The 15,242-nt window shown below is 27.0% G+C and carries 11 protein-coding genes; 4 read left to right on the top strand and 7 right to left on the bottom strand.

The features are described 5' to 3' along the window. Positions 1-105: 105 nt before the first annotated feature. Positions 106-1,725: a CTP synthase gene (locus tag EPJ72_RS03605; protein WP_147730883.1), complete on the bottom strand. Its 1,620-nt coding sequence runs from the start codon at positions 1,723-1,725 to the stop codon at positions 106-108. Between the two features lie 162 nt (positions 1,726-1,887). On the opposite strand from EPJ72_RS03605, the gene EPJ72_RS03600 reads away from it, so the two are divergent. The 3 genes from EPJ72_RS03600 (at position 1,888) to EPJ72_RS03590 (ending at position 5,624) form a co-directional block, all read left to right on the top strand. Beyond that, complete coding sequence (locus EPJ72_RS03600) at positions 1,888-2,394, top strand: hypothetical protein (protein ID WP_147730882.1); 507 nt, start codon at positions 1,888-1,890, stop codon at positions 2,392-2,394. Between the two features lie 128 nt (positions 2,395-2,522). Beyond that, the gene (locus EPJ72_RS03595) at positions 2,523-2,924 is read left to right on the top strand and encodes a hypothetical protein (RefSeq protein ID WP_147730881.1); all 402 of its coding nucleotides are present in this window, start codon (positions 2,523-2,525) and stop codon (positions 2,922-2,924) included. Positions 2,925-3,035: 111 nt separating this feature from the next. Then, positions 3,036-5,624: an ABC transporter substrate-binding protein gene (locus EPJ72_RS03590; RefSeq protein ID WP_147730880.1), complete on the top strand. Its 2,589-nt coding sequence runs from the start codon at positions 3,036-3,038 to the stop codon at positions 5,622-5,624. A 5-nt stretch (positions 5,625-5,629) separates the two neighbouring features. Here the strand turns inward: EPJ72_RS03590 and EPJ72_RS03585 are convergent, their stop codons facing one another. Beyond that, the gene (locus EPJ72_RS03585; protein WP_147730879.1) at positions 5,630-7,873 is read right to left on the bottom strand and encodes a tetratricopeptide repeat protein; all 2,244 of its coding nucleotides are present in this window, start codon (positions 7,871-7,873) and stop codon (positions 5,630-5,632) included. Between the two features lie 183 nt (positions 7,874-8,056). Here EPJ72_RS03585 and EPJ72_RS03580 point away from each other — a divergent pair, with 183 nt between their 5' ends. Next, positions 8,057-8,716 carry a transposase gene (locus tag EPJ72_RS03580; protein ID WP_147730878.1) on the top strand — a complete coding sequence of 220 codons (660 nt, stop codon included), beginning with the start codon at positions 8,057-8,059 and terminating at the stop codon, positions 8,714-8,716. 165 nt (positions 8,717-8,881) lie between these two features. Here the strand turns inward: EPJ72_RS03580 and EPJ72_RS03575 are convergent, their stop codons facing one another. The 5 genes from EPJ72_RS03575 to EPJ72_RS03555 form a co-directional block, all read right to left on the bottom strand. Continuing rightward, a complete protein-coding gene (locus EPJ72_RS03575) occupies positions 8,882-9,880 on the bottom strand; it encodes an aldose epimerase family protein (protein ID WP_147730877.1) in 999 nt (332 codons plus the stop codon). 489 nt (positions 9,881-10,369) lie between these two features. Then, positions 10,370-12,040 (bottom strand): DUF4091 domain-containing protein, encoded by a 1,671-nt coding sequence (locus tag EPJ72_RS03570; RefSeq protein WP_147730876.1) that lies wholly within the window; start codon positions 12,038-12,040, stop codon positions 10,370-10,372. 22 nt (positions 12,041-12,062) lie between these two features. Further along, the gene (locus EPJ72_RS03565; protein WP_147730875.1) at positions 12,063-12,872 is read right to left on the bottom strand and encodes a carbohydrate ABC transporter permease; all 810 of its coding nucleotides are present in this window, start codon (positions 12,870-12,872) and stop codon (positions 12,063-12,065) included. Positions 12,873-12,875: 3 nt separating this feature from the next. After that, the gene (locus tag EPJ72_RS03560) at positions 12,876-13,754 is read right to left on the bottom strand and encodes a carbohydrate ABC transporter permease (RefSeq protein WP_147730874.1); all 879 of its coding nucleotides are present in this window, start codon (positions 13,752-13,754) and stop codon (positions 12,876-12,878) included. A gap of 29 nt (positions 13,755-13,783) precedes the next feature. Beyond that, positions 13,784-15,034, bottom strand: a complete 1,251-nt coding sequence (locus EPJ72_RS03555; protein ID WP_147730873.1) for an ABC transporter substrate-binding protein — start codon at positions 15,032-15,034, stop codon at positions 13,784-13,786. Between the last annotated feature and the right edge of the window lie 208 nt (positions 15,035-15,242).

Genomic DNA, 15,242 nt, shown 5'->3' with positions numbered 1-15,242 from the left:
GCGACCGTAGGAAGTACCTTTAGGTATGGGTGCGAAGGCGGGAAAAGAACAATAAAAAAAATTGACAAACTTAAAAATTGTTAGTATTTATAATTCAAATAAAAATTATTTATTTTTAAATTTTTTAGCAGCTTCAATAAAGCCAACAAATATAGGATGCGGGTTTGTTATTCTTGATTTCAATTCTGGATGAAACTGAACTCCTATCATAAATGGATGGTCTTTTATTTCTGATATTTCAACCAAATCAGCATCTTTTGTTTTTCCTGTAATTATAAATCCTGCTTTTTCCATTTTCTCTATATATTTATTGTTAAACTCATATCTATGTCTATGTCTTTCACTTATTGTTGTTGAGTTATAGAGTTTATGAGCTAAAGAACCTTCTTTTATATTACATTCAAAAGCACCAAGCCTCATAGTGCCGCCTTTAAGCATAATTTTCTTTTGTTCTTCCATCATAGTGATTATTGGATTTTTACAATTTTCATTTATCTCTATTGTGTTTGCATCTTCAAGTTTTAATACGTTTCTTGCAAACTCTATACTCATAAGCTGCATACCCAAACATATTCCCAAATAAGGAATTTTATTTTCTCTAGCATATTTAATAGCTTTTATCTTTCCCTCTATTCCTCTCTCTCCAAATCCACCGGGTATAATAAGACCATTAACATCATCAAAATATGTAGATATATCTTCTTTATCTTCCAACTCTTCTGCATTTATCCATTTTATATCAACATTAATGTCGTTATATATTCCGCCATGATTTAATGCCTCTATTAATGATATATAAGCATCTTTCATAGATATATATTTTCCAACTATAGCAATACTAACTCTTTCATTTTGTATAGCTATATTTTTTTGTTTAGCTACCAATTCTGTCCAATTAGATAAATCTATCTTAGCAGTTTCTAATTTGAAATGCTTACATACCACATCTGAAAGTCCCTGAGCTTCAAGCATTAATGGTACAGAATATATATTAGGCTCATCAAAGTTCTCAAATACATTTTGTTTTGGTAAGTTACAGAATAATGCTATTTTAGATTTATGAGATTCTTCTAAATGTTTATTTGTTCTGCATACTAATATATCAGGTATAATGCCGCTTTGCATAAGTTCTTTTACACTATGCTGAGTTGGTTTTGTCTTAATCTCTTCAGATGAACTTATAAAAGGTATCAATGTAACATGTACATACAAAACATTATCCTGTCCTAATTCTGTTTTTACCTGCCTTATAGCTTCAATATATGGCAATGATTCTATATCACCAATAGTGCCGCCTATTTCTGTGATAACTATATCAGTTTTTTTTGTATCATTTTCTCTGTATATTCTTCTTTTTATTTCATTTGTAATATGAGGTATAACCTGAACAGTTTCTCCAAGATATTTACCTTCTCTTTCCATATTTATAACATGCTGATATATTTTACCAGTAGTAACATTGCTGTATTTATTTAAATTTTCATCAATAAATCTTTCATAATGCCCAATATCTAAATCTGTTTCAGCCCCATCATCAGTAACAAAAACTTCACCATGCTGAAAAGGACTCATAGTACCCGGGTCAAGATTGATGTAAGGGTCTAATTTTTGTATAGTTACACTTAAACCGCGAGCTTTTAGTAGTCTTCCAAGTGAAGCAGCTGTTATACCTTTACCAAGTCCAGATACAACTCCGCCTGTTACAAATATGTATTTAGTATCCATAGTTTCCTCTATTATTCCTTTTATTCCTTTAATAATTTTGATTATAAACAATATCATTAAAAAAATATAAAATCAAGGTAAATTTTTTATTAATTTTAATATTTTTTGTTATATATTAGAAATAAAGATTTTTTAATAATTATTTTTTAAGAGGTGTTAGTTATGATAAGGTTATTTATTAGTTTAGTTATAGTTTTGGCTTTAGCTTCTTGTTCGGATTCAGACAAGAAAGAAGAAAATAATGCTTCTTCAGAAGTGGTTGCTGATTATGTTCAAGTGGATTCTCCAAATTCTTTTATTCCTTTAGGCATAAGCACTACAGTAGCTCCTCCAGAACATGGACAAAATGCTAAATATTTTATAGCTAACAAAGATGTTGCCGAAGTTAATTTTGATTATATGAATAATAATTATACTTACAGAGCTTCAAAAAATACTAATAATTTACTTTCTTTTTATGGGGATTATGTTAATAGCGGAAAAAACTTTACAGAAGAAGAAAATAACATTGTTGTAGAATATAATACCACTTCAAATAATGAAAAGTTTACATTATGGAGAGTAGATGATATTTATTATATATTGTCAACACAAGCAGAAGATGATAAAGATTTAACTAATCTCTCATCGCTTTATATCAAGTCTATACACTGGAATAAAAATAAATAAAAGTATAAATGATTAAATAATAGAATATAAAACTAGGCATATGGATTTTTATCTGTATGCCTATTTTATTGACAATTGATATTTTTATGCTATAATTTTTATTGTTAGAAACAACAATGGAGGATAAAATGGCTATTTTTGGAGTAGGTGCTACTTTTAATAATACTGAAGATGTAAGTAAAGAATTTATTAATAATAATGTTGCTGGAATAGGTTGGGGTGAAAAAGATGCTCCTGATTTACATCAATTCATACAGTCTTTAAAAGTTGGTGATATTATTTATATAAAATCATTTGCTCCAAAAACTCAGATGATTACAGTTAAAGCTATTGGTATAATAATTGATGATAAAATTGTTAAAAAATTCTCTATTGGAAATCATAGAATAGGAATTGGAAGAAATATGAAATGGATTAATAAAAAAACTTTTACAATAGAAAATCCTAAAGGTAAGCATAATGTTGTTAATAATAGTTTTTATGAAGAGTTTAATCCTGAAATTCAAAAAGCTATTATAGATAGAATTTAAATTTGTTTAAACAAAATTTTCCTTTAATATAAATTTATTATTTTATTGACATTTATTTCTTATGTTATATATTATGTTAAGTTGTATTATTGCATCTAACTGGGGATTAAAATGAAATATAATAATAAATTCTTTTTTTTAATAATATTCACTATATTAATTTCATGTTCTAATAAGAGCCAAGAAGAAATAAAAAAAATAGATAGAGGCGGGGCATTAATAGATAAAATAATATATGAAGTGAGAACAGATATGACAATAGCCATTAAAGATGTAGCAGACGGCCGTGCTGATTTAATGGCTAGCGGTATAGACGGAAGCACATATTTATCATTAAGTGAAAGCGATTTGGAGAAGCTTGATACTTATGCTGTGCCTTCTGGTTCTTGGTCTTTGCTTTTTAATCCTGTTCCAAATAAAGCCCCTTATACAGTTATTACAAGAGATGGAAAAACTCATTTTAATCCTCTTGCTATAAGAGAAGTAAGATTTGCAGTGAATTTTTTGATAGATAGAAAAAAGCTTGTTGATGAAATTTTAAGAGGGGCAGGGGAGCATTCATTTACTCAGGCAACACCCGGTCAGCCCGGCACTTATAGATATAATCTCATTCCTTCAAAAATGGGTATGACAGCAAACGGCAATGAAGAAAAAGCAATTAACGATATAAATAATGCTATGGAAAAAGCTGCTAATCTTCCAGAAAACAGAGGAAAGCTAAAAAAAGAAAATGGCTGGTGGAAATATAATGGTGAGACAGTAACTATTAAATTTGTTATAAGAGTAGATGACCCTACAGGAAGGCTTCCTGCAGGCAATGCAATATCTGACTTAATAGAAAAGACAGGCATAAAAGTAGAAAAACTATTATACGACAGAAACAAATCCACCCAAGTTGTATACGGCTCTGACCCAAAAGATTATGAATGGAATATTATAACTGAAGCTTGGGGGGCAGGGGCTACAAGAGCTTGGTGGGACGTTACACTTAGGCAAATGTATGTAAGAGAGGGCAACTATATGCCGGGCGGAAACATTGCTGAATTTTGGAATTATGACAATAAAGAAGCTTCTAGAATAAGCGATAAAAATTCAAACGGCTGGTTTTTAACAGCTGATGAATATTGGAGCGGCAATATGCGTTTGCAGGAGATTGGGCTTGAAGATGCTGTGCGAATATATTTAAACTCTCAAACACAGTTTTTTGTAGCAAACAAAGAAAGATTTAACAGAAGAATGCTTTACGGTGTTGGCGATGGTGTTAATGATTGGTCTATAAGAAGTGCCGACATAAAGTCAAATAGAAACGGTGAAAAAGTATTAAGAGTTCTCCAGCATTCTGCACAAGGTTCATTATTTATAAGCCCTTGGGACCCTGTAGGTGTAGGCGGATTTTCTGATGCATATTCTGCTATAATGATAGGCCCTTGCTCTGATGCGGGTGCTACATTTGAATCGCCTTCCACAGCAAAAACAGAGTTTATACTTGGTAAGGCTGATACTAATAGTTTAGAAATAGGTGTTAGAGCTGGTGATAACGGCATACCTGTAGGCACTGTAAAAGTTCCTAATAATGCTAAAATGTATAACCCTTATACTCAAAAATGGGAAGAAGGTTTAACTACGAAAGTTGAAAATGGTGAGATAGTTTATAAAAAGGCTGATAATCTTACCGCTTATGTAAAATGTGATTTTAAACCAAAAAGCTTTAAATGGCATCATGGCATAGATTCGTCTCTAGTTGATTTGATGTATGGAAGTGTATTTATTGCAAACATAATAACAAAGACAAATGAAAATGATAAGTATTATGATTCTGCTATGGCTGGAAGATATACTTCTGCTATGGATAATGCCGTTGGAAGTATAATAAATGAAGATGGAAGTTTTACACTCTATGGAAATTATTATTGGCCAATGGACATGAATAGGCAAATTGCTATTGCTGCAGTTGGTCCTAAAATAGGCAACCCTAATAGAAACACTGTTATTCCTTTTGAGATAAATGAAGCTATAATGAAAATGGTCCTTGAGGGTTCTAAATCTGGTAATGTTTATACTATTTCACAGGATCAATCATTGACTGCTATAGATGTAAAAAATCCTATATGTGTAGCTGATATAAAAGAAAAATTAATTGAAATGCGTGATTCTCAATATATACCTGTTGGAATAGAATACTTTATTACAAAAGAAGAGGCTATTAAAAGATATCAGGCTGCTATTGACTTTATAGATAAATACGGGCATGCTTATATATCAAATGGACCTTTCTTTATTTCAAGAATAGATTCAAAGGCTAATTATATAGAATTAACTGCTTTTAAAGATTATGCTTACACTGCTGAATATTGGATAGAAAAACTATCAACAAAAATGAGCAGAATAGAAGATATTGAAATGCCTGCAATAGTAAATAAAAACAATGATATGAATATAGATATTTATGTTTCATCATACAATTATCCTAATAATGCTTTAGAGATGCCAGACCCTAATACAAAAGTAAAAGTGCTTCTTCAATTACAAAATGGAAGCGAAAGAGAGTATAATGCTGTTTTAGAAAATGATGTGTTTAAGCTCACTATAGCAAAAGAGGAATTAGCATCTCTTCCAAAAGGTAATTATATTGTTGTAATAGAGTCCTATATTGCCGATGAAACGCCTTATATAGAAACAAGAAACTTTATATTACAATAAATATTTTAAATCTCGTTATATGAATTATCATTATTCATTTTATATAGTTTTATGTTTTCATTTTTTAGTATGCATTTCATGAGATTTATATCAGAATCATCAAAACTATATGATAAATATACTGCTTTTACTTTTAGTTGTAACTCTTTTTTATATGATATTATTTTATCTCTCTCTTTATAAAAAATAGAAAGCAAATTGCCGTATTCTATATTTTCATTATATGATAAAAACTTAGCCTTTTTACCGTATACATAAATATTATTGTTGTTATTAATAATGCATATATTAGAATCCAATAATTCATATTCTACGCATATAGTGTCAGTATTCCAATTATTAATATCATCTATATTTTTATAAAACGAAATTATATTTGTCTTTTCTAATATAGGTTTTAATGCTCTTAAATGATTTTCTGTGAACTCATCTTTTAATATAGTATGAGAATCACAAAATTGTATTCTGTTTTCAAATATGGTTTTTAAAGTGTTGGTATCATATTTAAAAGTTTGATATATTGTTTTTGTATAATTTGTATATGTGATGCTTTTCTCTAAACATTTATCTGTTAGTTTTAAAAAATCATTATAACTAATTTTTTTATTTGCAAGTAAGCTGTATGAAAGCAAAAATATACTGTAACTCGCTAAACTATTATTCTCTAAATATTTTAAATAAGTTTCTACAATAGAAGGGTAGTCATTTTTTAAGAAAAACAAAATAGCAATATTGTTATAATAAATAAAATTGTCTTTGTTTGTTTCTAAAAGTTTTTTATAGTATTTTATAGCTTTATCATAATTTTTTGTGTAGAAGTATGAATTAGCTATAATCTCATTATTAACTAGATTATTATTGTTTTCTTCAAATAAAGTTATTATTTTTGAATACTCTTTTTTATCATACAAAATATTTATAAGCTTATCATAATATTTATTATTTTTTCTAACACATACAAATGCCTTATCATAATCTTCTAAATCTATATAAATATTAAAAAGCATATCTATATAATTTTCATTTATATTATCAATGTTTTTATTTAGATAATATGCCGCAGTTTCTTTTTCACCTTTATTATAATAACAAATAGCTATTCCATAATAAGCTTCATCATTATCATTAATATCTATAGAAGATTTAAAATATTTTATAGCTTCATTATAATCTTTTAAATTTAAATATGCATTAGCTAAATTATTATAAGCCTTATAATACATATCATTTATTTCTATAGCCTTTTTAAAATATTCTATAGATTTATCATATTCTTCATTTGATAAGTAGCAAAGCCCAATAAAATTATAAGCCTTATATGGATTAGGATTTCTTTCTATTACCTTATTAAAATGTTCTATTGCTTCATAATAGTATTTTTTGGAATAATAACTAACTGCCAATTTATAATAATCTGTAAAAGAATCTAAATCAAACTTTCTTGCTTTATCAAAATATAATGCTGCTTTATCAAAGTTTTTTTTGTTAAAAAATATTAATGCAAGATTGTTGTAGGCATTAGCATATTTAGGATTAATTTCTATTGCCTTATTAAAATATTCTATTGCTTTGTCATAATCTTTTAAGTAGGAATATATTGCTCCTAATGTATTTGATATTTTGTATGAACGGCTGTTGCTTTGCAAATATCTATTTAAACATTCTATAGCTTTATCATAATTGTCAATATTATAATAACACATTCCAAGCATATCATAAGCTTTAAAAGTCATTTCATCCATACTTTTTGAGTTTTCAAAGAAGTTTATTGCTGCTTCATAATTTTTGCTTCTATAGTGATATAACGCTAAATTGTTATAGGCTTTATCATATTTTGGATTAATTTCTATTGCTTTATTAAAACATTCTATAGCTTTATCATGTTCGTTTTTTTTATAGTAACTTATGCCAAGTAAATTGTATGCAGTATAAGATTTTGGCATTATTTTTAATGTTTCATAAAAGCATTCTATAGCTTTATCATAGTTTCCTATTGCATGATAGCTTATACCAAGTAAATTGTATGATTTAAATGTGTTAATATCTACTCTTTTAGCTTCTTCAAAAAATTTGATTGCATCATCAAATTTTTTTATCTCAACACATAATTGTCCTTTATATAGATTTGCTCTATAATTTTTTGGTACTTTTTTTAGAATATTATCTAATGCTTCTAAAGTTCCTTCATAATCTTCATTTTTTATATTATAGGATATATGATTTAAAATATTATCCATAGAGTTTTGCATACGTAAAACCTCAAAATGTATAAAATGATATACTATATTTTACAATATATATGTATATTATGTCAACTAAAATATTTTTTTATTTTGTTTAGGAGTGTGAGATATTGGACATTTTTTAGTATAAAAAAAGCAGTATCCTTGTTATAATATTTTGAACATAAAACAAATAAAAAGGATGCTACTATGAAAAGAGATTATAGCACAGAATTTAAATTATTTATAGTGGATGAAGCATTAGAAACTAAAAATATTAAAAGATTTCTAAAGATAGAAGAAATACCCAAATCTACTTTTTATGCTTGGCTTAAAAAATATAAAGACACTGGAACTGTCGCTAATTTTAGTACTAAGCCAAAAACTTCTCCAAATATCTTTAATAATCAAAAAGCTATTAATTTAATTATTGAACTCTATACTAAAGAATATCGAGGTAAGCATTATATTAAAGCATATTTAAATCGTGAAGGCATTAAGATAGGTGTTACAGCTATAGAGAATGTACTAAAAAGAAATAATCTTTGGAGATATAAAACAAAAAAGAAAAAGAAGCGATATGATAAACGAAAATTTGTCTCTAAAATACAAAAAGAGGGCAAAATAGTTCAAATAGACACTAAATATATCAAATTAGGCAGAAAAACAGTTTATCAGTTCACAGCTGTAGATTTAGCTACTCGTTATAGTTGGAGGCAAATCTATGAAGAGAAAACACCTTATAGTGCTTTATCTTTCTTAAAATATGTCTTAAAAACTTCACCTTTTAGGATAAAATCTATACAAACTGCGACCGAAGGAAGTACCTGTGGGTATTGCCACAAAGAACCAAAAAGGCTGCATTTTTAAACTAAAATTGAGTTTTATTCTACATTATTTGATACATATTTTTAAGTATAATGCTAAATAAATTGTACTTTTTGCTACGGGAAAAAGTTGAATAAAAAACTCATATATAAACAATAAAATTAAAAACACTATAAATACTTACTAATTTAGTTTTAAAAAAATACATTATAAAGCTGCAAACTTATAAATAGTTCTATGCTTAAACTCTCTGTCTGGATAAAGTATTATACTTGGAAAATGATTATAATTTAAAGATAAAGTAAAATACTGTGTCTCCAAACAAAAAGCTTCATGTTTATTTAATACTTGTCCTCTCACCTGTAAATTGTTTAGAAAATTAGAAGTATAAAGCAAAACAGAAGGCATATCTGTAAACACCTCTAAAGATATTAAACTCTCTTCAGAAATAACTTTTACTCTAGATTTTTTGATATCATTATCATCAAATACAAAACAGTTATCGCATCCGCCTTTGGCTTTTATTATACTGTCAATCTCTTTCATATTTCTAAAATCATAAGGAGTATTATCAACTTTTATAATCTCTCCAGAACTATCACCATTTTCACTTTCAGGTAAATAATAATTAGCATCTATTGATATTTTATGATTGTTAATTTTACCCTTTCCATTCAAATTAAAATAAGAATGATTCATTATATTCACTGGAGTTGGTTTATCAGTTGTTGCTTTATAATCTATTACAACTTCATTATCTTCTGTAAGTGTATATGTAACAGTTAAATCTAAATTACCTGGATAACCTTCTTCACCGTCTTTTGACAAATAATGAAACTCTATTTTATTTTTATCAATTTCTTTTGAAGTAAAAAACACATAAGAAAGCCCATCAACTCCGCCATGTGCATGATGAGGAGGCTTATTTGGATTTAATTTATATTCTTTATCCCCTATTCTAAAAACAGAATTCAAAGTTCTTCCAGCAACTCTACCAACTGTAGCACCCATATGACCATTCTTTGCCTTAGCACTATAAAAATTAATATCATCAGAACCAAAAGCTACTTCAATATTCTCTCCTCTTCTATTCTTAAAAAATATGCCTGTGATAGAAGCTCCAACATCTGCTAATTTTAACTTTAATCCATTGTTATTTTCTAATGTGTATACAAATGAATTTTCTCCAAATATTTCTTTTGTCATATACTTATCTCCTAGTAATATTTTTTTAACCATTTATTTATAATTTTACATCTTATAATCAAATATTAGCTTCACAAGTATATCCTCTGTTACATCATCATACAAAACCTTTCTTCCTAAACTATTAATATCTGTTTCAAATTGAGTTCTATTAATTACAGCATTGCATCTATGCTAATATATATTTTTTGTATTTATATACAATTTAAATGTTATATAAAACATAATTTTATCAGAATCATTATTTCAATATTCATGCTCTATAGTAACATTTTTCTTTTAATATTTTATAAAACTTTAATATAATAAAAATATCTTCTTTACTTAATCTGTATCCTTCATGATTTTTATATTCTTTTAATCTTAAATGTTATTTTTATTTTTTATATTAATATTATAATAAAAAGATGATAAAAGAATTAAAAAGCATCATTATAATTTTTTATTAAATACATATTCTAATTTCTTTCAAAATATGTAATAAAAAAGTTAATTGTTTATTTTATCTAAAATATGTTTATTAACTTCATCTCTTAATTTTAAAATATAGTCATCTTCCGTAGGAAATTTACTAAAGGTTATTACAGAATCATTTTCTATTAATTTCATAACAAAGTCTTTAGAAGTAATTGAAGATAACAATTGAAATGCTCTTAAATCATCAAGTGCCTGTTTAAATACTTTTAATCTTAAAGAAACAATAGGCTCATCATTCTTTCCTGGATATACCACAAAAGAATCTCCTCCAGGAAATCCCATATCAGCATCTGTTGTATAAAAAGGATCTATAAGTCTTCTTGAATATTGTGAATACCAAAAATTATATCCCCAATGTAAAAAGCCCACTATATCATATTTAAACAATTGTGTTGCAAGTATTCTATTTCTTGCACTAGGCATAGAGAAAAATCTATTACTAACATTTACACATTGTACACAACAATAATAAGTCCACAAATTTTTAACATCAGCCTTTATAAAATCATCTATATGGTCATTAGCTGGTATAGGATTTTCTAAAGCACCGGATTTATAAAACTCTATATCTGATAAAGCATCTATAATAATATAATCCTTCAATAAAGGCTTTATAATATTTTTTGCTTTCTTATAATCTTCTAAATGCTCCAAAGAAGGCTCATCAGATACATGGAAAAAACATTTTTTATCAACACCAAGTTTTTGTAGAAATGATAATAAATTTAATATAAACTCATTTAAAAAATCAACATATTCTTTAGAATCAGATTTTGTATCCCAACCAAAAATTTTCTTCTCATTTCCATTTTTATCCTTAGCTACAATTTTAGGAGCATTTTTAGAGCCCCACTGTGTAAAGAAATGTGATATTTCAAAATATTCTATACCTAATTCCAAACACAATTTTATCCATCTTTCAAGTTTATCAAATTTAAATATATATTTACCATCATCAATTGTAATATCAACAAGCTGCACAGTAGGACGCTCTCCGCCTATAGCAATATCCAATGGAGGAGTAAAAACAGGAGTTAATATCATATTCATTCCATAATCTGCTGCTGTTTTCACATAATTTCTTATTAAATTCCAATGTCTTTCGCTAAATATATCAGCATTATAATAAGAACTTAAACAATCTGAATGAAACCAATTTGTATAATATAAAGTCTGTTTAGGCAATTCAAAATCTAAAACCTCAATTTCTTTTGTTACAGTTAAATAATCATTTTCATCATTATTTAAAATAAATCTAACTTCTATATTATATTTTCCAGCTCCATTTAAAGGCTTAAAATCTATCCAAACAGCTCTCCAATATGTCAATAAAATAGCTTCACCATTAACCGACTCTTCCAATATATCAGGAAATACCCCCGGCATAACAGATATATAATTAGGGTCATTATATGCCTTTGGATAAGTTGCTAAATCAGTATGCACTAAATTAACATTATATAATTTAATTTCATCATTTTTAGCTATATTATTATTTACTCTAATTTCTATTTTTACTTTATTAGTACCATTAAGTATATCATTATATTTATACGCAACTTGAAATGAAAATACTTCATTTTTTGCAATTGTCCTATTAATATATTTTTCCTCAATGTTGTCTCTATTCGGAAGTACCTTAGCCAAAGAACTTAATAATTTTAATTCTAAATTTTCTTTCATAAACTTAATCCTTAAATAAAAATTATTCTTTTGAACCTGTAAAGGTAATACCTTGTACAAATTGTCTTCTTAAAATTATATAAAATATAAATGGCGGCAAAAAGTTTAAAGTAGCCCCAGCCATTACTAAACCATAATTACTAACATAGTTGCCCTGTAATGTAGAAAGGGCTAAAGGTAAAGTATATTTATTAGAATCAGATGTCATTATCAAAGGCCAAGTAAAATCATTCCACACTGTTATAAAAGTAAATATTGTAAGTGAAATAATTACAGGCTTAGACAAAGGAACTACTATTTTTGTAAAGACCTTCCATTCAGAACATCCATCCATCTTTGCAGATTCTAAAAGTTCATTAGGCAAAGCATCCATAAATTGTTTTACTAAAAATACACCAAAAGCATTAATAACAGGTATTGCCAAACCAATATTATTATCTAATAAACCAAAAGCTTTCATTATAATGAACATAGGAACTAATTTTACTTGCCCAGGCATCATCATTGTAGCTATATATATATAAAATATAATATCTCTAAAAGGAAATTTCTTCTTAGAAAAACCATATGCCGCCATAACAGATATAATTGCATTTACAAAGCAAGCTATAATAACAACAACTGTACTATTTTTAAAATAAGTAAAAAAGTTATAATTTTTGAAAATAGTGACATAATTATCTAAATTCATTTGAGATAAATTAATACTCAATTTTCCAAGTGAATAAGTCTTTGTAAAAGAAGTTAAAACCATATATATAAAAGGATATAAAAATAAAAGTGCTATAAAAACTAAAAATATATTTAATAACTGATTTTTCAATACTTTCATTAATTAGTCCTTCATTATTTTTTTTTGTAAAATAGAAACCACAAGCACTATTATAAATAATAATACAGATACAGCTGAAGCAAATCCCATATTAAATTGCCTAAAAGCGGTATTATAAATAGTATAAACTAAAGTAATAGTTGCTGTGCCAGGTCCTCCGCTAGTTAATGCATATATTATTTCAAATGCTTGGAAAGCCCATATAAGTCCTAATGCAATAACTAAAAAATTTATAGGTTTTAGCGCTGGGATAGTAATATTAATAAATTTACTATACTTATCAGCACCATCTACATCAGCCGCTTCATATAAATTTTGAGGTATATCTAAAATACCCGCTATATATATAACCATAAAATATCCAACATTCTTCCATATAGTTAAAAAACATACACTCAATAATGCTAAATATTTATCTCCAAGCCAATTTATAGATTTTATACCAATAAGATTTAAATACCCATTAATAATACCATCATTAGTAGATAATAATATTCTCCAAATAGCCCCAACCAATATAGCAGAAGCTATAACAGGTACAAACATAGAACTCTTTACAAAACCATCTATTTTACTCTTTATCTTACGGCATATAATACTTGCTATTAATAAAGATAATAATGTTTGTATAGGTACAGTGATTATCGTATATATAAAAGTATTAATTAATGCAGGCTTCATAAAAGGATCAGAAAACATTCTTTTATAATTTTCCAACCCTATAAATTCTGGAGCCTGCACAACATTATATTTTTGAAAACTAAAAAAGAACACCATTAATAATGGTACTATAGAAAAGACTATTATAAAAAATAAACTAGGAGATATAAATAAATATCCGCTTATAAAATCTTTATTAAATCTTCTTTTTTCAGTTTTCATAATTTAATCTCTCATTAAAAAATAAATAATTAATTGTTTTCTAAAACCTGTCTACCATATTCAGCAGACTCTTTAATTACTTGCTCAGGAGTTTTCTCACCCAACATCATAGATTGTATATTTTTAGTTAATGCATCAAATACTACTGTAGAACCTTTTACTTTAGGTAATGTTTTTAAAATATCTGTTTGAGTAGTATAAAGTTCCTGATATAAAGGATCATCTAAATATTTTTCTTCTTTAGAGATAGGAGGGAACTTTGCTAAATCTGTATGGAACTTTTCCATGCTAGCAGCACTTGTTAAATAATGCATTAATTTATATGATAAATCTTTTTTATCTTTAGACATTAAAACCAATTGGTCTATAGCAATAAAAGTTTTCTGCTGTTTATCTTTTAAAGAAACTATAAAGCCCCATTCAAAATCAACATTATTTAAAAATTTAGATGTAGATCTTGTATCTGTAATAGTAAAAGCAACATTTCCTTTGTTAAATACATCAGACCCCTCACTTCCAGCTATTGACATTGTAGATTCATGAAGAACTTTATATTTAAATTTTAAATCATATAAAAACTGAATTGTCTTTAAAGCTTCAGGAGAATCAAAAGCTATTTTACCATCTTCAGTAAAGAAATCTCCGCCTGCCTGCCATAAGAAAGGAGTAAGATATCCATTCATATTACCAAAATGTCCGCCGCCCATTGTCATTATAGTACCAAATTGGTCTATTACGCCATCTCCGTTAGTATCTTTTGTAAGTTTTACGTTAGCATCTATAAAATCCTGCCAAGTAACAGGAGGTTTTACGCCTTCTTTATCTAATAAAGTTTTGTTATATACTATTATTCTAGCATTACCAACAACAATAGGTAAACCATATAACTCACCATTTATTTTAGCATCTTCCAAATATAGATAATTAGTTTTATCTGCTTCTGTTAGATATTCATCTATTGGATATATTGCACCTAAATCTAAAAAATCTGCTATTATTTCATTATACATATATCCAACATCTGGACCTCTTCCAGAACTTACACCAGTCAAATATTTCTCTTCATAATTAGCCCAAGAAATGATTTCTACATTAATTTTTACATTATTTTCCTCTTCAAAAGGTTTTACCAATTCTTCCCAAAAATTTTTATCAAGTGTATCTTCAGTTCCATAAGGAGGCATCCATAAAGTTAAAGTATTGCTTCCAGAAGAACTATTACCAGAACCACAGCCATAGACAAATAAACTTAATAAAACTAATAAAATAATATTCTTCATATATATTTCCTTACGAATAATTTTATATACTATAGTATACTAATAAAATATAATTAAGTCAATTAAAATATAAAGTTTTTTTGTTTAGGAGTATGAGATATTGGACATTTTTTAGTATAAAAAAAGCAGTATCCTTGTTATAATATTTTGAACAGAAAACAAATAAAAAGGATGCTACTATGAAAAAAGATTATAGCACAGAATTTAA

Origin of the sequence: Brachyspira pilosicoli (assembly GCF_008016535.1) — a bacterium.
Classification (GTDB): Bacteria; Spirochaetota; Brachyspiria; order Brachyspirales; family Brachyspiraceae; genus Brachyspira; species Brachyspira pilosicoli_A.
The sequence above is the reverse complement of the archived record's forward strand: the minus strand, read 5'-3'. Positions and strand labels throughout refer to the sequence as shown.